Below are 17,759 nucleotides of genomic sequence, written 5' to 3' on the forward strand. Positions count from 1 at the left end.
GTTACCGGCCGCAACACAGCGCATCAATAATTCAGATAAATCATATTTCAACGGCACAGCGTGCGGGAAACCTGCGTCGTTTTCCCGCGCTTCGGGAGGACTCCGACGATACGCGCCGGGCGGCGCGTAAGCGCCCACCAACCGTATAAGCGCAGATTACACGCTATTCTACGTGAATTTTCCCTGACAAAAAGCGCAATTCATTATCCGTCACAATATTTTTTCCAACTAGAGAACCGGTCGCGATTTTGCAAAAAAATCCCCCTGCCCGCCGGCGATCCCTTTTTCCCTGAGGACTCGCCACTCCTCTTTGCTGCGCACCCCGGTGGCGAAGACCTGCGCGATGGTGCCCTCGCAGGCGCCGGTGATACTCTGCACAAACAGCTGGTTTTCGATACGCCGGTCAATATTGCGCACTAGCGCCGGGTGCAGCTTCACCAGCGCCACCTGCAGCTGCTTGATATAGGTGGTGCTGACGATGCGCAGCCCAGCCTGAGAGACCACCACCTGACACTCCAGTCCGCGCAGCAGACGCAGGATCGGGGCCAGCCGCGCCTGGTGGGCGCAGACGTCCGCCTCGCTCAGCTCGATCAGGATGCGCTGGCGCAGCGGGCGCTCACTCTGCAGCAGGGTGTCACGCAGCCAGCGCTGAAAGCTGCGCTGTAATAATGAGTCAACCGTCAGTGGAAAGGCCAGCCTTTGTCCCGGCAGGCGACGCAACAACGGAATAATCTGACTGACCATCTGACGATCGAAGCGTTCCGCCAGCCCCAGCTGCTGTACCAGCGGCATAAATTCGGCGCTGGGGATCGGCTGATTGCCGTCATAGATGTACGGCAAGATGTAATGGTGATGCACCCGCCCATCCACCGTCACCGCGGGTTTGTGGAACAGCCGCGCCCCGCCGCGCGCCAGGGTCTGCTCCAGCAGGGTACGCCAGCGCACGCTGCCGCGCACCATCTCCGGCTGTGGAATCGGATCGACAAACCATCCGTTACCACCCTGCAGGGTCGCGCTGCGCGCCGCCTGCTCGGCGCGATCCATCACCGACTCCACCTGCTCGCCGGCGCGGTACAGGGTGATCCCGATATGCAGCACCTCATCGGCAATCACCCCCGGCGCGGAGGGGATGGCCGCCAGCGAGGCCAACAGCTGGGCGGCGAAGCCCTCCGCCTCTTTCAACGAGCGATGCGGCAGCAGTACGGCAAAGTTATTCTGAAAATAGTGGGCCAGCAGGCCGGAGGGATAGCGCATGACATAGGTCGACAGCATATTGGTCAGCGCATAGCGAAACTCTTCGCGCTGGCGCCGTCCCGGCTGGCTGGCCAACGCCTCCAGATCCGGCAGGCGCAGGATCATCACCACGCCGTGGGCTCCGTCATCCTCCAGCAGGGTGGTCAGCTGATTATCGAAGAACAGGCGGTTATTCAACCCGGTGCGTGAGTCCTGCGCGGCAAAAGCACGGATCAGCGAATCGATCCGGCTGCGCTCTTCGCGCGCATCGGACAGCTCGGAGAGCAGGCAGTCGAGCGCGCTGCTGGCGCTGGCGGGAAACTCGCCGACCCCGCCCGCCCGCAGATCGCGATCGCCGGACAGAATGCGACGCGCCCGGCGCTCCAGCCGCTCGATCCCCTGGGTCTGTCCACGCAGCCAGCGATAGGCGATAAACAGCATGATCACCATAACCCCAATGGAGAGCGAGAGCGGGAACATGCGCTCCAGCGAGTGGCTGTAGCTGGCCGTCGGCTCAATGTAGACCATCTTCAGGCGATAGCCCGGGTGCTGCAGCAGCGGCGACTCAAAGCTACGCAGGTTATCGTTGGTACGCCACGGGTTATACAGCGCGGGCAGGTGATGGTAATAGACCTGGCGATCATCGTGATAAACCGCCAGCTCAACGGCACCGGCCGATCGCATCATCACCGGCAGCCAGCGCTTTACGCTGTCGCGGGATTCGGTCAACAGCTGCTGGTCGATCATCGCCGTCAGGATATTAAGCTGGGTCTCCGCGCGCTGGTGGGTCTGGTTGTAAAAGCTATAGGTGCTGCCCAGCAGCATCAGAAACATCCCTAATGCCACCAGTAAGGTAATGAAGGCAAAGAATTTGGTTGTAATACGCATCCCTGACCCTGCCCATTCCGTTAAGCGTCATCGCCGTGAAAAAAAGACGCCCTCTGCGCGCGCCGCCGCCCGGGAGAGGCGTCTGCCTCAATAGTAAACAATTCCGACGTCGACCATATCATCATTTATATAAATTGTTTTTGCAGATCTAATTTTTCCTTTTAATACAAACGACCTCAGAGGGCGCACAAAATGTCGGATACGCCACAGTTTTGACATTTACCGTCCGGGTTCATCGCCGCCGCGCTTTACAACACCGGGAAGGATTGCAAAAAATCACCTTGCAATACAATGGATTACACATAAACACAATGATTAACTGACAGGGATATCCTATGAAAAAATTATCTTTCACGGGCGGCCTGAGCCTGCTGCTGTGCGCCGCGGCGCCGGCGCTGGCCCACACCGGCGCCGGGACGACCCACGGCTTCTGGGCGGGTGTCTACCACCCGCTGTCCGGTCTCGATCACCTGTTGGCGATGCTGACGGTGGGGCTGTGGGCCGCCCAGCGCGGCGGCAAGGCGCTGTGGTGGGTGCCCGCCGCCTTCGTTCTCACCATGATCGCCGGCGGCGCCCTGACCCAGGTGACCGACCGGGTGCCCGGGCAAGCCGTCGAGTTCGGCATCACCGCCTCAGTGCTGGCGCTGGGGCTGCTGGTCGCCGCCCGGGTACGCCTACCTCTGCTGCCCAGCTGCCTGCTGGTCGGGCTGTTCGCCCTGTTCCACGGCTATGCCCACGGTATGGAGATGCCGGCCGACGCCGGCGGGCTGAGCTACAGCCTGGGATTTGCCCTGGTGACCGCCCTGCTGCACGGGGCCGGGTTGACGCTGGGGCTGCTGTTCGGGCACATAGAGCGGCGCGGGCTACATTATCTGACGCCGCTCACCGGTGGGATGGTTGCCGTAGCGGGCGGCGCCCTATTCCTGTTATAGAATAGGCATCGCCGCCGCAGAAACGCGTCGGCATTCAGCCACTCAATCAACAGGATCCCATCATGAAAGCGCTGCTACTCGACAACCGTGACGGTCAGACCCATGCCCATATTCAACAGCTGAACAGCGACGACCTGCCCGCCGGGGAGGTTCTGGTCGACGTGCACTGGTCCGGTCTTAACTACAAAGATGCGCTGGCCATCACCGGCAAGGGCAAGATCGTGCGCCAGTTTCCCATGGTGCCGGGTATCGATTTTGCCGGGGTCGTGAACCAGAGTACCGACGCGCGCTTCGCCCCCGGCCAGGAGGTACTGCTGACCGGCTGGGGCGTCGGGGAGCATCACTGGGGCGGGCTGGCGCAGCAGGCGCGGGTCGCCGCCGACTGGCTGCTGCCGATGCCGCAGGGGCTGGATGGCCGCCGGGCGATGATTATCGGCACCGCCGGCCTGACCGCCATGCTGTGCGTGATGGCGCTGGAAGAGGGAGGCGTTCCCCCTGAGCAGGGCGACGTGTTGGTCACCGGCGCCAGCGGCGGCGTCGGCAGCACCGCCGTCGCGCTACTCAGCCGCCTGGGCTATCGGGTGACGGCCGTCAGCGGACGGGAGGAGAACCACGACTATCTGCTGGCGCTCGGCGCGCAGCAGGTGCTGCCACGGGCCGATTTCCAGACCCCGGCCCGCCCGCTGGAAAAACAGCGCTGGAGCGGCGCCGTTGACACCGTCGGCGGCGAGGTGCTGGCCAAAACGCTGGCGCAGATGGACAGCAACGGCACGGTCGCCGCCTGTGGGCTGGCAGGCGGCTTTACTCTGCCGACCACCGTGATGCCGTTCATTCTGCGCAACGTGCGGCTGCAGGGCGTGGACTCGGTGATGGCCTCGCCCGAACGCCGCACCCTGGCCTGGCAGCGTCTGGCCGAGCTGCTGCCGGCCGACTTCTACCGTCGCTGCGCCAACGAGATCACCCTGGAGCAGGCGATCCCGGCCGCGGCCGATCTGATGGCAAACCGCATCACCGGACGCACGCTGGTGCGCCTGCGCTAACCCCACCGCGCGGCGGGAACTCCCGCCGCCAAGTATAACAATTTTGTGATACTCGCCACCGCAGGTCTCTTTCCTGCCATGATGCACATAAGACCCATTATCAAGGAGTGCGACCATGGCCCGATACCCGACACTGCGCGATGCCGATGTCACCCCGGAAGATCTGTTCTACCAGCGGCGCCGCGTACTCAAAGCGCTCGGCATCAGCGCCGCAGCGCTGGCCATCACCCCGTCGGCCCACGCCGATCTGCTCAGTTGGTTTAAGGGGAACGATCGTCCGCCCGCGCCGCCGGGCAAGCCGCTGGAGTTCACCCGTCCTCCCGCCTGGCAGGCCGATCTACCGCTGACCCCGGAAGACAAGGTCAGCGGTTACAATAACTTCTACGAGTTTGGCCTGGACAAGGCTGATCCGGCCGCCAACGCGGGATCCCTGCGCACCGACGGCTGGACGATCACCCTCGACGGCGAGGTGGCCAAACCGATGACCCTGGATATGGACGATATCCTGCGCCGCTTCCCGCTGCAGGAGCGCATCTACCGCATGCGCTGCGTAGAGGCCTGGTCCATGGTGATCCCCTGGGTCGGCTTTGAGCTGGGAGAACTGCTGCGCCAGGCTGAGCCCACCAGCCGGGCGCGCTATGTCGCCTTTACCACCCTGTACGATCCCGAACAGATGCCAGGCCAAAAGGATCGCTTTATCGGCGGCGGCCTGAAGTACCCCTATGTCGAAGGGCTGCGGATAGACGAGGCCATGCACCCGCTGACCCTGCTCAGCGTCGGGGTCTACGGCAAGGGGCTGCCGCCGCAGAACGGGGCGCCGATCCGCCTGACGGTACCGTGGAAATACGGTTTTAAGGGTATCAAATCGATCGTGCATATCCGTCTGGTGGAAAATGCGCCGCCCACCACCTGGAATCTGCTCGCCCCTAAAGAGTACGGCTTTTATGCCAACGTCAACCCGCAGGTTGACCACCCGCGCTGGTCCCAGGCCAGCGAGCGGCTGATCGGCAGCGGCGGAATTCTGGACGTCAAGCGACAGCCGACGCTGCCGTTTAACGGCTATGCCGATCAGGTCGCCTCGCTGTATCAGGGGATGGATCTGAGGAAATACTACTGATGAAACGCCTGAGCCCTGCCCAGATTACCGCGCTGAAGTGGCTGATTTGGCTAGCGGCGGGCTTGCCGCTGCTGTGGCTGCCGCTGGCGGCAAGCCAGGGCTGGCTCAGCGCCGATCCGGCCAAGGACATTCAGCACATGACCGGACTGATGGCGCTAAAGCTGCTGCTGGCGACCCTGCTGGTATCGCCGCTGGCGCGGCTGACCCGCCAGAGCCTGCTGATGCGAACCCGCCGCCTGCTGGGGATATGGTGCTTTGTCTGGGCTTCGCTGCACCTGCTGAGCTACCTGCTGCTGGAGCTGGGCGGCAACGTCGCGCTGCTGGGCAGCGAGCTGCTGCGCCGTCCCTACCTCACGCTGGGGCTGGTTGCCTGGCTGATCCTGCTGGCCCTGACCCTGACCTCGACCCGGCGCGCCATGTCCGCCCTGGGCCCCCGCTGGCAAAAGCTGCATAACCTGGTCTATCTGGCGGCGATTATCGCTCCGCTGCACTACCTGTGGTCGGTCAAGACGCTCTCCCCTCTGCCGTTTTTTTACGCACTCGGCGCCCTCATCTTGTTAGCATTGCGTTATCAAAAAATCCGCCAATGGTGGCGATAACCAGTGGAACTTGCAGCCATTTTTAGAATCTAACCTCTAACGTGCCGTCGCGATCGCCGCGGCGGCGGGTTGCATATCTTCGCTGATTCGACCAGTATTCAGCTGCGAATTGATCCGAAATCATTATAATGCCCGACTTTATACGCCGATCGATGCCACAAATTGGCAGAGAAAGAGTGACAACGCGGCGACATCGGGTTATTTTGGCAAAATTCGTCTGATTGCCGGAGATAGCAGCACAATGGCAGATAAGTTCAACATTTTGCTTCTTAACGGTCCCAATCTGAATATGCTGGGCGTCCGCGAGCCGGAAAAATACGGCACCCTGACGCTAGCGCAGATTGCGGCGCGCCTGGATCGGCGCGCGCAGACGCTCGGCGTTTCGCTGCGCCATGTTCAGTCCAATGCAGAGCATGAGCTGATCGCCCAGATCCATGCCGCGTTTGGCAATACCGATTTTATTCTGATTAACCCGGCGGCGTTTACCCACACCAGCGTAGCGCTGCGCGATGCCCTGTTGGCGGTGCAGATCCCGTTTATCGAGATCCATCTCTCCAACGTGCACGCCCGGGAGCCGTTCCGCCACCACTCCTATCTGTCCGATATCGCCGTGGGGGTCATTTGTGGTCTGGGTGCCGAGGGATATGAGTATGCCCTGCAGGCGGCGGTTAATCGCCTGAACGCATCATGATAAACCGGGACGTGCGCCCGTCTGCCGCTGTGCGCGGCGCGCGTCCACAATCTTCGTAACAACAACGAGTACGGAATCACACATGGATATTCGTAAAATCAAGAAACTGATCGAACTGGTTGAAGAATCCGGCATCGCCGAGCTGGAAATCTCTGAAGGTGAAGAATCAGTACGCATCAGTCGTGCCCCGGCCGCCATGCCGGCCATGCAACCGTTCTACGCCGCAGCCCCGGCTCCGGTTGCCGCCCCGGTCGCCGCCGCGCCAGCCGTGGCAGCCCCCGCCGCAGCCGACAACGGCAGCGCGGCCCTGAGCGGTCATGTCGTCCGTTCTCCGATGGTCGGTACTTTCTACCGCACCCCGAGCCCGGAAGCCAAAGCGTTCGTCGAAGTGGGCCAGAAGGTCAACGCCGGCGATCCGCTGTGCATCGTTGAAGCGATGAAAATGATGAACCAGATCGAAGCCGATAAGTCCGGCGTCGTTAAGGCGATCCTGGTAGAAAACGGCCAACCGGTTGAGTTTGACGAGCCGTTGGTGGTCATCGAATAACGGGGCGAACATGCTAGATAAAATTGTTATCGCTAACCGTGGTGAAATCGCCCTGCGGATCCTGCGCGCCTGTAAGGAGCTGGGGATCAAAACCGTAGCGGTGCACTCCACGGCGGATCGCGATCTAAAACACGTACTGCTGGCGGACGAAACCATCTGTATCGGCCCGGCGCAGTCCGTTAAAAGTTACCTCAATATCCCGGCCATCATCTCCGCGGCGGAAATCACCGGCGCGGTGGCGATCCATCCGGGATACGGGTTCCTGTCTGAAAACGCCGACTTCGCTGAACAGGTGGAGCGTTCCGGTTTTATCTTCATCGGCCCCAAAGCGGAGACCATCCGTCTGATGGGGGACAAAGTCTCTGCCATCAGCGCAATGAAGAAAGCCGGCGTGCCGTGCGTTCCCGGCTCCGATGGCCCGCTGGACGACGACATGGATAAAAACCGTGCCTTCGCCAAGCGCATCGGTTATCCGGTGATAATCAAGGCCTCCGGCGGCGGCGGCGGTCGCGGCATGCGCGTCGTACGCAGCGATAAGGATCTGGCCCAGTCGATCCTGATGACCAAGGCGGAAGCCAAAGCGGCGTTCAACAACGACATGGTCTACATGGAGAAGTACCTGGAGAATCCGCGCCACATCGAGATCCAGGTACTGGCCGACGGCCAGGGTAACGCCATCTATCTGGCCGAGCGCGACTGCTCCATGCAGCGCCGCCACCAGAAAGTGGTGGAAGAGGCGCCAGCGCCGGGCATTACCCCGGAGCTGCGCCGCTACATCGGCGAACGCTGCGCCAAGGCCTGCGTCGATATCGGCTACCGCGGCGCGGGGACCTTTGAGTTTCTGTTTGAGAACGGCGAGTTCTATTTCATTGAGATGAACACCCGTATCCAGGTTGAGCATCCGGTGACCGAGATGATCACCGGGGTGGATCTGATCAAAGAGCAACTGCGTATCGCCGCCGGTCAGCCGCTGTCCATCAAACAGCATGAGGTGCAGGTGCGCGGTCACGCGATCGAATGCCGCATCAACGCCGAGGATCCGAAGAGCTTCCTGCCCAGCCCGGGTAAGATCACCCGCTTCCATGCGCCGGGCGGCTTCGGCGTTCGCTGGGAGTCCCATATCTACGCCGGTTATACCGTACCGCCGTACTATGACTCCATGATCGGCAAGCTTATCTGCTACGGTGAAAACCGTGACGTCGCCATCGCCCGCATGAAGAATGCGCTGGCAGAGCTGATCATCGACGGCATCAAGACCAACATCGAGCTGCAGCAGTCGATCATGAACGATGCCAACTTCCAGGCCGGCGGCAGCAACATTCACTACCTGGAGAAAAAGCTGGGCCTGCAGGAGAAGTAACGCTCCGTTAGGCTCCGTTCCTCAAAGGCCGGGTAACCGGCCTTTTGTTTTTCCTGCGTAAACCCGACGCTGCATCTGTGTGCGCATTGCCGTACAATTCCCTGCTTTTTGCTTGTTTGCTTACCGATACTGGGAGATCCCATGGATGCACGTTTCGCGCAGGCGCACCGTGAAGCCCGCTGGGCCTTAGGGCTAACGCTGGTCTATCTGTTCGCCTGGATTGCCGCAGGCTACCTGCCCAACAGCCTGCTGGGCATCACCGGTCTGCCGCACTGGTTCGAAATGGCCTGCCTGCTGCTGCCGCTGCTGTTTATTCTGCTGTGCTGGACCATGGTCCGCCTGATATTCAAGTCCATACCGCTGGGGAGCGATGATGCAGACTGACGTAATCCTGCCGCTGGTAGGCTACCTCGCCTTGGTGTTCGGCCTGTCGATTTATGCCTATCGCCGCCGCCAGAAAGGCAACTTCCTCAACGACTATTTTCTGGGCGACCGCTCGATGGGCGGATTTGTCCTGGCGATGACCCTGACCGCCACCTACATCAGCGCCAGCTCCTTTATCGGCGGCCCGGGGGCGGCCTATAAATACGGTCTTGGCTGGGTGCTGCTGGCGATGATCCAGCTGCCCGCCGTATGGCTCTCGCTGGGCATATTGGGCAAGAAGTTCGCCATTCTGGCGCGCCGCTACCAGGCGGTCACCCTCAATGACATGCTGTACGCGCGCTACGGCAGCCGTCTGCTGGTATGGGTCGCTAGCCTCAGCCTGCTGGTCGCCTTTATCGGGGCGATGACGGTGCAGTTTATCGGCGGCGCGCGCCTGCTGGAGAGCGCCGCCGGTATTCCCTATGACGCCGGGCTGCTGATCTTCGGGGTCACCATCGCCCTATACACCGCCTTCGGCGGCTTTCGCGCCAGCGTGCTCAACGATGCCATGCAGGGCGTAGTGATGCTGCTGGGCACCCTGCTGCTGTTGATCGGCATCATCCACGCCGCCGGCGGTATGCACGCCGCCGTAGAGACCCTGCAGCGCATCGATCCCAAGCTGGTCTCCCCCCACGGGGCCGACGATATCCTGAGCCTGCCGTTTATGGCGTCGTTCTGGATCCTGGTCTGCTTTGGCGTCATCGGTCTGCCGCATACCGCCGTCCGCTGCATCTCCTACAAAGACAGCAAGGCGGTTCACCGCGCCATCATCATCGGCACCATCGTGGTGGCGCTGCTGATGCTCGGCATGCACCTGGCCGGCGCCCTTGGCCGGGCGGTGCTGCCGGATCTGACGGTGCCGGATATGGTGATCCCCACGCTGATGGTGCGGGTGCTGCCCCCCTTCGCCGCCGGGATCTTCCTAGCGGCGCCGATGGCGGCGATCATGTCGACGATCAACGCCCAGCTGCTACAATCCTCGGCGACCATCGTCAAAGATCTCTATCTGGGGCTGCGTCCTCAGGCGCTGCACAATGAGCGCCGTCTGGCCCGCCTCTCGGCCGCTTCGACCCTGATCCTCGGCGCCCTGCTGCTGCTGGCGGCCTGGCGTCCGCCGGAGATGATCATTTGGCTTAACCTGCTGGCCTTCGGCGGCCTGGAGGCGGTGTTCCTGTGGCCGCTGGTGCTGGGACTCTACTGGGAGCGGGCCAATGCGCACGGCGCCCTGAGCTCCATGATCGTCGGCGCCGCCAGCTACGCGCTGCTGGCCAGCCTGAAGATCCAGCTATTCCACCTGCACCCGATCGTACCTTCCCTGCTGCTGGGCCTGCTGGCCTTCTGGGCAGGCAACCATTTTGGCAGCCATCCGAATCCCGCGGTCGCTGCCAGCGAATCAACTGACTAAAAAGAGACATGCCATGCCTTGGATCCAAATTAAAATCAACTCAACCGGCGACCAGGCGGAGACCCTGAGCGATGCGCTGATGGAGAGCGGCGCCGTCTCCGTCACCTTTCAGGACAGCCACGACAACCCGGTCTTTGAGCCGCTGCCGGGCGAAACCCTGCTGTGGGGCGATACCGACGTCATCGGCCTGTTCGACGCCGAGACCGAGATGTCTGCGGTGATCGCCGAACTGGAAAACCATCCGGCGCTGGGCGCAGGCTTTCGCCACAAGATAGAGCAGATCGAGGATAAAGACTGGGAGCGCGAGTGGATGGATAACTTCCACCCGATGCAGTTTGGCCGCCGCCTGTGGATCTGCCCGAGCTGGCGCGAGATCCCCGAGCCCGACGCCGTGAACGTGATGCTGGATCCGGGCCTGGCCTTCGGTACCGGTACCCACCCGACCACCGCCCTGTGCCTACAGTGGCTGGACGGTCTGGATCTGGCCGGGAAGACGGTGATCGACTTCGGCTGTGGCTCCGGTATTTTGGCCATCGCCGCCCTGAAGCTGGGCGCCGCGCGCGCCATCGGTATCGACATCGATCCGCAGGCGATCCAGGCCAGCCGTGACAACGCCGAGCGCAACGGCGTCTCCGAGCGCCTAGAGCTCTATCTGCCCAAGGATCAGCCCGCCGCTCTCAGCGCCGATGTGGTGGTCGCCAATATCCTGGCCGGCCCGCTGCGCGAGCTGGCGCCGCTGATCGGCTGCCTGCCGCGTCAGGGCGGTCTGCTGGGCCTGTCCGGCATTCTGGCAAGCCAGGCCGAGAGCGTCTGCGAAGCCTACCGCGAGAAGTTCGCCCTGGACCCGGTGGCCGAACGCGAGGAGTGGTGCCGCATCACCGGCGTACGCCGCTGACGCCACGCTGACGGCGCACAGGCGCCGTCAGCCCCGCCAATTGACCCATCGCGCAGGAGATCCGCCCCGGCAGAGTCCGTCGGCCAACGGCATCGACGCCCGCGGGCCCGCTGACTCTCTCCCTACGCCGCAGGGGCCTCATCGATGCACCCTGCGTCTGCGCCGCCGTCACACGCCCTGTAGCGCCCCGTATCAGCCTCACCACGCCCGCCTGCGTCAATAGCGCTCCGGCAGCCCTCAGGCGCACAGCGCCCCGTTTACGCCCGGGAAGCCCGGCGGTGCAACGATACCCGCGCCGCCGCGCGCACCCTCCTCGCCGGTTCAGGCGCAGGCAGGCGCCGGGTGCGCTGTGCGGCCGCCCGCCCTCGAGGCCCTCCGTGGGTTACCACACGGTTTCGCGGCAGATTAAGCAGAAAAATGAGACTCAACTCGCATAAAATAGCGAATAATTGCGGATAAAAGCAGCGTTTTCACTCGGACACACTGTTTCCCCTGCGTGACAGTCGCAATAACTTTGCAGAAAATACATCGGCGCACTTTTTAATCATTTTATATCAATTGATTGATTTTAAACAAATAATTTCAAAATGCGAGCGGAGCGCACGGATTTCATTGATCTGCAACAGTCGATTGTTCAAAGTTTGGCCTTTCATATCCGTGCAAAAATGCGTAATATACGCGCCCTTGCGGACACAGTATGGTCACTCTTTGTCTATGCGCATCGGAAATATCCAACTTAAAAATCGTCTGATCGCCGCGCCCATGGCGGGCATTACCGATCGGCCCTTTCGCACCCTGTGCTATGAGATGGGCGTCGGCATGGCGGTTTCTGAGATGCTCTCTTCCAACCCGGAAGTATGGCGGACGGATAAGTCACGTCTGCGCATGGTACATATGGATGAGCCAGGTATCCGAGCCGTGCAGATCGCCGGTAACGACCCCGATGAAATGGCCGCGGCAGCCCGCATCAATGCTGATAACGGCGCGCAGATCATCGATATCAATATGGGTTGTCCGGCAAAGAAAGTGAATCGCAAGCTGGCCGGTTCTGCCCTGCTGCAGTATCCCGGTCTGGTGGAACAGATCCTGCGGGCCGTCGTGGACGCGGTGGATGTTCCGGTGACGCTCAAGATACGCACCGGTTGGGATCCTGCGCACCGTAACTGTGTCGAGATTGCCCAATTGGCTGAACGCTGTGGCATTCAGGCCCTGACCATTCATGGCCGAACCCGTGCCTGCCTGTTTAACGGCGAGGCCGAGTACGACAGCATTCGGACAGTTAAGCAGCATGTTTCCATTCCGATCATCGCGAACGGAGACATAACTGACCCGCATAAAGCCAGGGCGGTACTCGACTACACCGGAGCTGATGCTCTGATGATTGGTCGCGCCGCTCAGGGAAGACCCTGGATCTTCCGGGAAATCCAGCATTATCTGGACACAGGGGAGCTGCTGCCGCCCATGCCATTGGGCGAGATAAAGCGGCTATTGGCCGGGCATGTCAAAGAGCTACATGATTTTTATGGCTCGGGAAAAGGACTGCGCATCGCCCGTAAACACGTGTCCTGGTATCTCCAGGCGCACGCCCCGAATGACCAGTTTCGGCGCACATTCAACGCCATTGAGGACGCCAGCGAGCAGCTGGAGGCGTTGGAGGCATACTTCGAAAAACTTAGCGTAAAAAAAGAGCTGACAGAACTATGTTCGAACAACGCGTAAATTCTGACGTACTGACCGTTTCTACCGTTAACTCTCAGGATCAGGTGACTCAAAAACCCCTGCGTGACTCGGTTAAACAGGCACTGAAGAACTATTTTGCTCAACTGAACGGTCAGGACGTCAACGACCTGTATGAGCTGGTACTGGCTGAAGTGGAACAGCCTCTGTTAGACATGGTGATGCAGTACACCCGCGGCAACCAGACCCGTGCGGCCCTGATGATGGGGATCAACCGCGGCACGCTGCGCAAGAAGCTGAAAAAATACGGCATGAACTGATTTCGGTCGGTTGATGTATTGAAAAAAGGCGCCTCTATCGCAAGATGGGGCGCCTTTTCTCTTTTCTGCACCGCAAGAGGAGAGCCGCAAGGCTCCCGACGCGACGCCCGACGTGAATAACGCCCGCGCGACGGATGAATACACTAAGGAAAAATATAAAACATCAAAAGATTATTTATTTTACTTATAGCATTATCGTTTCCATATTATTCATTTCTTGAGTTAATTTTAATAAATACTTATATCCCTTTATCCGGAATCGCAGTTGCAACGGACAAATAGCGCTCACGGCGGCCCGACGTCGCGCGGCGCTTCCCTCGTCGGCGCCCAGTCACGGCGCACACGGCTCGCAGCCACCCCCGGCTCAGAGGCCAGGAGGGGCACAACGCCCGCCGTCGCGCATATCTCCACCACGCCAGGCGCGGCCATATCCCCTCGGCATCCCGCCTATTTTTTTCCGTGCGCCTGAGCAAGGTTTTATTTTGCCCTGCTGGAGTGAATTTATCATTGGCCATCATAATAACGATGCCAAACAACGGCAGGCTGGAGGCGAAGGGGGAATTAGCGCAGGCCTAACGGCGCCGTCCGTTATTTCACGGCGGAAATCACCTGACGTTATTGTTATAACAGAATGGGCGCATAGGGAGCGGGCGATCCGATGGTCGCTACGCTCAACGCCGATGTTTAAAGGATAAAGCCATCATGTTATCAGAGGTGATTACTATGCAAAAAACACGGCTGGCGGCGACGCTCAGGGTCATCCTGTACGCTGCCGCGCTGAGTGCCTCCGCAGCCGCGCCAGCGGAACGCCCCAATGTCATTATTATCATGGCCGACGATCTGGGCTATGGCGATCTGGGGAGCTATGGGCACCCCATCGTACAGACCCCCCATCTGGACGCCATGGCCGCTAACGGTCTACGCCTGACCCAATATTATGCCCCTGCACCGCTCTGTTCACCGTCACGCGCCGGTCTGCTTACCGGACGTACTCCTTTCCGCACCGGCATCCGCTCCTGGATCCCGGCCAATAAAAACGTGGCGCTGGGGCGTAATGAACAGACCATCGCCCACTATTTGAAGGCGCAGGGCTATGATACGGCGGTGGTGGGCAAGTGGCACCTTAACGCGGGCGCCGATCGGCGCGACCAACCGCAGGCCGCAGAGATGGGCTTTAACTATTCCCTGGTCAACGCGGCCGGCTTTGTCACCAGCGATCTCGATCGGGCGCCCGAAAGGCCACGCTACGGCGTGGTCTACCCCAATGACTTTTATCGCAACGGTAAACCACTGGGTAATGTGCAGCGCATCAGCGGTGAGTTTGTCAGCGACGAAGCCGTCAGCTGGTTAGCGCGGAAACAGCCCGGCGATCCCTTTTTCCTGTACGTCGCCTTTACTGAAGTCCACACACCGCTGGCCTCGCCACAGCGGTATCTCGATATGTACCAGCCCTACATCAGCGCCTTTGCCCGCCAGCATCCTCATCTGTTTTACGCCGACTGGGCCGATACGCCCTATCGCGGCCCGGGGGAGTACTACGCGAACATTAGCTATCTGGATGCACAGGTCGGTAAAATCCTGCGCCAGGTCGAGCGCATGGGGGCGCAAGAGAATACCCTGATCCTGTTTACCAGCGATAATGGCCCGGTCACCCGTGAGGCCCGCAAGTGGTATGAGCTGAATATGGCCGGGGAAACCGGCGGGCTACGCGGACGTAAAGATAACCTGTGGGAGGGCGGTATCCGCGTACCGGCGATCGTGCAGTATCGCGGTCACATTCCCCCCGGCAGCGTCAGCGATACCCCGGCCAGCGGGCTCGATATCCTCCCCACCCTGGCCGAGCTGATCGGCTTTCCCCTCGCGAACGATCGTGTCATCGACGGTGAGTCCATCACATCGCTGCTTCTCGGCGGCACCGTCGATCGCCGTCACCCGATGATCTGGGCCATCGATATGCCGCAACAGGACGATCCCACCGACATGTGGGCACTGCGTCAGGATGAGTGGAAGATGATCTTCGATCGTCAGTCGCAGGCAAAATACCTGTACAACCTGCAACGCGATCCCTGGGAGATCGATAACCAACTGGGAAAACAACCACAGATCGAGGCCCGCCTGCAGAGCGCGCTGGACGACTATCGCCACAGCATCGAACAGGATGCGGTCATGCGCGCCCGCGCTGAAACGCCAACGCCGGTAGACTGGAACTAAGCCGCTGTGCGGAAACGGCGGCGGGCCGTCGCGCGTCCTAGCGGTAGCGCAGCAGCGTCCCAATCAGGACGCACAGGGCAAAGCCGGACAGCACCAGCCCCAGCGTGGCCGGCAGACGCGACTGCATCACCCGCGCCAGCGCCGCGGAGATCACCGCGATCAGCAGCAGGGTCACGGCGCCCGGCAGCCACGCCAGCGCCGGGAACGGCCTGGAAATCAAAAACGGCAGGCTGAAAAACAGCAGATAGCACACCGCGGCATACAGGGTGGCCAGCAGGGTCTGGCGCAGGATCTTGCGCCCCAGGACGCCGCTGGCCAGCCGCCCGGAGACCGTCAGGTTTAGCTGATGCTCGGCGTGCAGCAGACTGTCGCGCAGACCGGCATAGTGCGACAGCAAAAAGGCAAAGGCGCTGGAGAGGGCGCTGATGATCCCGATGGACATCAGCGTCGGCCAGGCGGGCAGCGCCCGTCCGGCGCACAGGGTTCCCAGGGAGAGCAGCGCGGCCGTCAGGGTGCCGGAGACTGCGCCGCCCAGCAGAGCGACCAGGTTGTAGTTCCGATTCTCCCGCCGCAGCAGGCGCATGCTCAGCGCACCCGCGCGATACGCTCAACGATATCGCTGCCGCAGACGATCTGATCGACGCTGTGCACCGCGGCGCCGGTATTCTCCATCGCCTCGACCAGCCGATCGTGATCGAGGTAGTTCCCGACGATGGTTATGTCCATACCGACGGTTTCGATATCGATATCGCTCACCGTAATATTAAAGGCGCTCACGCCCGGACAGCCGTGAATGGCCTGGGCTATCTCCAGGATCGTGGGCTGCGACATCGCTTTATCGACGTCGAACGTCAGGCGGCGAATATTCATGGCATCAGGCATCATATACTCCTCTGTAGCCCGCTCGACGGTCGGGCTCCGCCGGCGCAATAGCGCGATCCTACGCCAACGAGCCGCCCCCAACGCCCCTTTTTGGCAAATAAATATTTCTCGCCCTGACCCTGCTTGACACTCATAGACCGGCGCGGCGGATAGACGGAACCCCGGCCGCCCGCCGTTGTCATAAATTTTTGCATTGCCCCCGTAGACGCCACGGCGCGTATTCATACACTGGGTGATGCTTTTTGCTTCGCCACGGATGACGTTGGCGGCGCTTTTCGGCTGCCATGGGGCGTCGTTGCCCCGGCTGCACTTTGACGACATGACGTCCTTTATCACATCAGGCAAACATGACGATGATGAAAAAAACTTGTATGGCTTTACTGACGGTGGCTTCCTGCTCAGGTATCGCGCAGGCCGCGGAGATGATCGGCCCCTATCCGGCCGTGGGTGAAACGAACTGCGGCGGGCTGAAAGTGCTCTCTACCGCCATCAATAGCGATAACATGATGGCGCTGAAAATCACCGATCCGTCGAATAACCTGACCCAACTCTATTTGGCCAAGCGCACCGAGGATATGTCCGACAAGGTAGCCTATACCCTGTCGCGCTATGACGAGGCCAGCGGCCGCTTCACGCCGGATCCGGCGCACATTACCATCCGTTTCGGGATCAAGATGCAGACCGGCGTACCGGGCACCGATCGCTATAACATGACCATCGGCAACCAGCAGTTCGTCTGCTCACCGTTCACCATCTTCCCCTGAGCCTTCGCGGGCGCCGCCGCGCGCCCGCGTAGCCCAGCGCCCGCCACCGTTCGGCCTCGACTTCTGGCACAGAGCCCCGTGTTTTACCGGCGATCGCCGTGGATCGCAGGCGTTCCAGAAAAGTCCGCTTGTGACGTGCGGCCTATCCGTTAAGGTCATAGGACAGCAATAAACAGGGAGAATGACGATGTATTTACGCCCCGATGAGGTCGCGCAGGTGCTGCAGCGCGCCGGATTTACCCGCGATTCAGTCAGCGATCAGGCCTATGGTTTTCACAAGGGAGAGCACTATGTGTATGTCAATCGCGAGGTGCGGCTCGGGCGAACCGCGCTGTTGATCCACCCGGCGCTGGCCCAGCGTAGCCTACGCTTTGCCCAGCCCTCTGCCGCCCAACGCAGCAGCCCGGCCTACGTCCGCTTTCCGCCCGATCCCGACGCCGCGTCACCGGCTTTTATCGGCGTGCCCCACGGCTTTACCTCACGCGAACGCTTGAATCACTATCTGGCGCAGATGTTTCCCTGAGCCCCGACCACAGCAGGCGGCCGATCAGCGGCGAAAGACATGATAATCGAGACGATCGGTCAGTTTACCGCCGCATCTAACCGCATCTGATACATGAGGATATACGCATGATCAAAACTGATTATCGCCCTCACCCGGGCCGAGGCGCGTATCGCGTTACTAACACAAGACAGAATGGCGGTAGACTCCTCCTATAGCCTAGCTTTATTCGTCACTACAGTCGGCGAGTCAGGCATGACACAGGAGGATCAT

The 17,759-nt window shown here is 60.9% G+C and carries 18 protein-coding genes; 15 read left to right on the forward strand and 3 right to left on the reverse strand.

Annotation, left to right across the window (positions count from 1 at the left end; all coding sequences use genetic code 11):
• Nucleotides 1–228 precede the first annotated feature (228 nt).
• Nucleotides 229–2,121, reverse strand: a complete 1,893-nt coding sequence (gene csrD, locus ETEE_RS05805) for an RNase E specificity factor CsrD (RefSeq protein ID WP_034164812.1) — start codon at nucleotides 2,119–2,121, stop codon at nucleotides 229–231.
• Between the two features lie 335 nt (nucleotides 2,122–2,456).
• Between csrD and ETEE_RS05810 the strand changes: the two genes are divergently transcribed.
• The 13 genes from ETEE_RS05810 to ETEE_RS05870 all read left to right on the forward strand — a co-directional run bounded on the left by ETEE_RS05810 (nucleotide 2,457) and on the right by ETEE_RS05870 (nucleotide 15,338).
• Nucleotides 2,457–3,053: a HupE/UreJ family protein gene (locus tag ETEE_RS05810; protein ID WP_034164813.1), complete on the forward strand. Its 597-nt coding sequence runs from the start codon at nucleotides 2,457–2,459 to the stop codon at nucleotides 3,051–3,053.
• Nucleotides 3,054–3,115: 62 nt separating this feature from the next.
• Nucleotides 3,116–4,093, forward strand: a complete 978-nt coding sequence (gene acuI, locus ETEE_RS05815; RefSeq protein WP_034164815.1) for an acrylyl-CoA reductase (NADPH) — start codon at nucleotides 3,116–3,118, stop codon at nucleotides 4,091–4,093.
• 115 nt (nucleotides 4,094–4,208) lie between these two features.
• Nucleotides 4,209–5,210, forward strand: a complete 1,002-nt coding sequence (gene msrP / locus ETEE_RS05820) for a protein-methionine-sulfoxide reductase catalytic subunit MsrP (protein ID WP_034164816.1) — start codon at nucleotides 4,209–4,211, stop codon at nucleotides 5,208–5,210.
• Complete coding sequence (msrQ, locus tag ETEE_RS05825; protein ID WP_034164817.1) at nucleotides 5,210–5,809, forward strand: protein-methionine-sulfoxide reductase heme-binding subunit MsrQ; 600 nt, start codon at nucleotides 5,210–5,212, stop codon at nucleotides 5,807–5,809. Before msrP ends, msrQ begins: the two co-directional genes overlap by 1 nt.
• A gap of 241 nt (nucleotides 5,810–6,050) precedes the next feature.
• On the forward strand, nucleotides 6,051–6,500 hold the full coding sequence (aroQ, locus tag ETEE_RS05830) for a type II 3-dehydroquinate dehydratase (RefSeq protein ID WP_034164818.1): 450 nt from the start codon (nucleotides 6,051–6,053) through the stop codon (nucleotides 6,498–6,500).
• Between the two features lie 82 nt (nucleotides 6,501–6,582).
• Nucleotides 6,583–7,047: an acetyl-CoA carboxylase biotin carboxyl carrier protein gene (gene accB / locus ETEE_RS05835; RefSeq protein ID WP_034164819.1), complete on the forward strand. Its 465-nt coding sequence runs from the start codon at nucleotides 6,583–6,585 to the stop codon at nucleotides 7,045–7,047.
• A 10-nt stretch (nucleotides 7,048–7,057) separates the two neighbouring features.
• Complete coding sequence (gene accC / locus ETEE_RS05840) at nucleotides 7,058–8,407, forward strand: acetyl-CoA carboxylase biotin carboxylase subunit (protein ID WP_012849957.1); 1,350 nt, start codon at nucleotides 7,058–7,060, stop codon at nucleotides 8,405–8,407.
• Nucleotides 8,408–8,548: 141 nt separating this feature from the next.
• The gene (locus ETEE_RS05845; protein ID WP_015872707.1) at nucleotides 8,549–8,791 is read left to right on the forward strand and encodes a YhdT family protein; all 243 of its coding nucleotides are present in this window, start codon (nucleotides 8,549–8,551) and stop codon (nucleotides 8,789–8,791) included.
• Nucleotides 8,781–10,235, forward strand: coding sequence for a sodium/pantothenate symporter (panF, locus tag ETEE_RS05850; protein WP_034164821.1), 1,455 nt, complete (start codon nucleotides 8,781–8,783; stop codon nucleotides 10,233–10,235). The genes ETEE_RS05845 and panF overlap by 11 nt, the downstream gene beginning before the upstream one ends.
• Nucleotides 10,236–10,248: 13 nt before the next feature.
• On the forward strand, nucleotides 10,249–11,130 hold the full coding sequence (prmA, locus tag ETEE_RS05855) for a 50S ribosomal protein L11 methyltransferase (RefSeq protein ID WP_034164823.1): 882 nt from the start codon (nucleotides 10,249–10,251) through the stop codon (nucleotides 11,128–11,130).
• 714 nt (nucleotides 11,131–11,844) lie between these two features.
• The gene (gene dusB, locus ETEE_RS05860) at nucleotides 11,845–12,849 is read left to right on the forward strand and encodes a tRNA dihydrouridine synthase DusB (protein ID WP_012849962.1); all 1,005 of its coding nucleotides are present in this window, start codon (nucleotides 11,845–11,847) and stop codon (nucleotides 12,847–12,849) included.
• The gene (fis, locus tag ETEE_RS05865; protein ID WP_000462905.1) at nucleotides 12,831–13,127 is read left to right on the forward strand and encodes a DNA-binding transcriptional regulator Fis; all 297 of its coding nucleotides are present in this window, start codon (nucleotides 12,831–12,833) and stop codon (nucleotides 13,125–13,127) included. Before dusB ends, fis begins: the two co-directional genes overlap by 19 nt.
• Nucleotides 13,128–13,850: 723 nt before the next feature.
• A complete protein-coding gene (locus tag ETEE_RS05870; RefSeq protein ID WP_034164841.1) occupies nucleotides 13,851–15,338 on the forward strand; it encodes a sulfatase family protein in 1,488 nt (495 codons plus the stop codon).
• Nucleotides 15,339–15,375: 37 nt separating this feature from the next.
• Here the strand turns inward: ETEE_RS05870 and ETEE_RS05875 are convergent, their stop codons facing one another.
• Both ETEE_RS05875 and ETEE_RS05880 read right to left on the reverse strand, forming a co-directional pair.
• Nucleotides 15,376–15,921, reverse strand: a complete 546-nt coding sequence (locus ETEE_RS05875) for a hypothetical protein (protein WP_034164837.1) — start codon at nucleotides 15,919–15,921, stop codon at nucleotides 15,376–15,378.
• Nucleotides 15,922–15,923: 2 nt separating this feature from the next.
• A complete protein-coding gene (locus ETEE_RS05880) occupies nucleotides 15,924–16,223 on the reverse strand; it encodes a DUF211 domain-containing protein (RefSeq protein WP_225857362.1) in 300 nt (99 codons plus the stop codon).
• Nucleotides 16,224–16,591: 368 nt separating this feature from the next.
• On the opposite strand from ETEE_RS05880, the gene ETEE_RS05885 reads away from it, so the two are divergent.
• Together ETEE_RS05885 and ETEE_RS05890 are read left to right on the forward strand one after the other, a co-directional pair.
• A complete protein-coding gene (locus tag ETEE_RS05885) occupies nucleotides 16,592–16,984 on the forward strand; it encodes a hypothetical protein (protein ID WP_225865122.1) in 393 nt (130 codons plus the stop codon).
• A 187-nt stretch (nucleotides 16,985–17,171) separates the two neighbouring features.
• The gene (locus ETEE_RS05890; RefSeq protein WP_034164838.1) at nucleotides 17,172–17,507 is read left to right on the forward strand and encodes a DUF2002 family protein; all 336 of its coding nucleotides are present in this window, start codon (nucleotides 17,172–17,174) and stop codon (nucleotides 17,505–17,507) included.
• Nucleotides 17,508–17,759 lie beyond the last annotated feature (252 nt).

Source organism: Edwardsiella anguillarum ET080813 (genome assembly GCF_000264765.2).
In the GTDB taxonomy this organism is placed as follows: domain Bacteria; phylum Pseudomonadota; class Gammaproteobacteria; order Enterobacterales; family Enterobacteriaceae; genus Edwardsiella; species Edwardsiella anguillarum.

What these genes read in the sequence shown, in the direction of transcription:
- csrD (WP_034164812.1), bottom strand. Translation starts at nt 2,121, where the DNA reads ATGCGTATTACAACCAAATTCTTTGCCTTCATTACCTTACTGGTGGCA.
- ETEE_RS05810 (WP_034164813.1), top strand. Translation starts at nt 2,457, where the DNA reads ATGAAAAAATTATCTTTCACGGGCGGCCTGAGCCTGCTGCTGTGCGCC.
- acuI (WP_034164815.1), top strand. Translation starts at nt 3,116, where the DNA reads ATGAAAGCGCTGCTACTCGACAACCGTGACGGTCAGACCCATGCCCAT.
- msrP (WP_034164816.1), top strand. Translation starts at nt 4,209, where the DNA reads ATGGCCCGATACCCGACACTGCGCGATGCCGATGTCACCCCGGAAGAT.
- msrQ (WP_034164817.1), top strand. Translation starts at nt 5,210, where the DNA reads ATGAAACGCCTGAGCCCTGCCCAGATTACCGCGCTGAAGTGGCTGATT.
- aroQ (WP_034164818.1), top strand. Translation starts at nt 6,051, where the DNA reads ATGGCAGATAAGTTCAACATTTTGCTTCTTAACGGTCCCAATCTGAAT.
- accB (WP_034164819.1), top strand. Translation starts at nt 6,583, where the DNA reads ATGGATATTCGTAAAATCAAGAAACTGATCGAACTGGTTGAAGAATCC.
- accC (WP_012849957.1), top strand. Translation starts at nt 7,058, where the DNA reads ATGCTAGATAAAATTGTTATCGCTAACCGTGGTGAAATCGCCCTGCGG.
- ETEE_RS05845 (WP_015872707.1), top strand. Translation starts at nt 8,549, where the DNA reads ATGGATGCACGTTTCGCGCAGGCGCACCGTGAAGCCCGCTGGGCCTTA.
- panF (WP_034164821.1), top strand. Translation starts at nt 8,781, where the DNA reads ATGCAGACTGACGTAATCCTGCCGCTGGTAGGCTACCTCGCCTTGGTG.
- prmA (WP_034164823.1), top strand. Translation starts at nt 10,249, where the DNA reads ATGCCTTGGATCCAAATTAAAATCAACTCAACCGGCGACCAGGCGGAG.
- dusB (WP_012849962.1), top strand. Translation starts at nt 11,845, where the DNA reads ATGCGCATCGGAAATATCCAACTTAAAAATCGTCTGATCGCCGCGCCC.
- fis (WP_000462905.1), top strand. Translation starts at nt 12,831, where the DNA reads ATGTTCGAACAACGCGTAAATTCTGACGTACTGACCGTTTCTACCGTT.
- ETEE_RS05870 (WP_034164841.1), top strand. Translation starts at nt 13,851, where the DNA reads ATGCAAAAAACACGGCTGGCGGCGACGCTCAGGGTCATCCTGTACGCT.
- ETEE_RS05875 (WP_034164837.1), bottom strand. Translation starts at nt 15,921, where the DNA reads ATGCGCCTGCTGCGGCGGGAGAATCGGAACTACAACCTGGTCGCTCTG.
- ETEE_RS05880 (WP_225857362.1), bottom strand. Translation starts at nt 16,223, where the DNA reads ATGATGCCTGATGCCATGAATATTCGCCGCCTGACGTTCGACGTCGAT.
- ETEE_RS05885 (WP_225865122.1), top strand. Translation starts at nt 16,592, where the DNA reads ATGGCTTTACTGACGGTGGCTTCCTGCTCAGGTATCGCGCAGGCCGCG.
- ETEE_RS05890 (WP_034164838.1), top strand. Translation starts at nt 17,172, where the DNA reads ATGTATTTACGCCCCGATGAGGTCGCGCAGGTGCTGCAGCGCGCCGGA.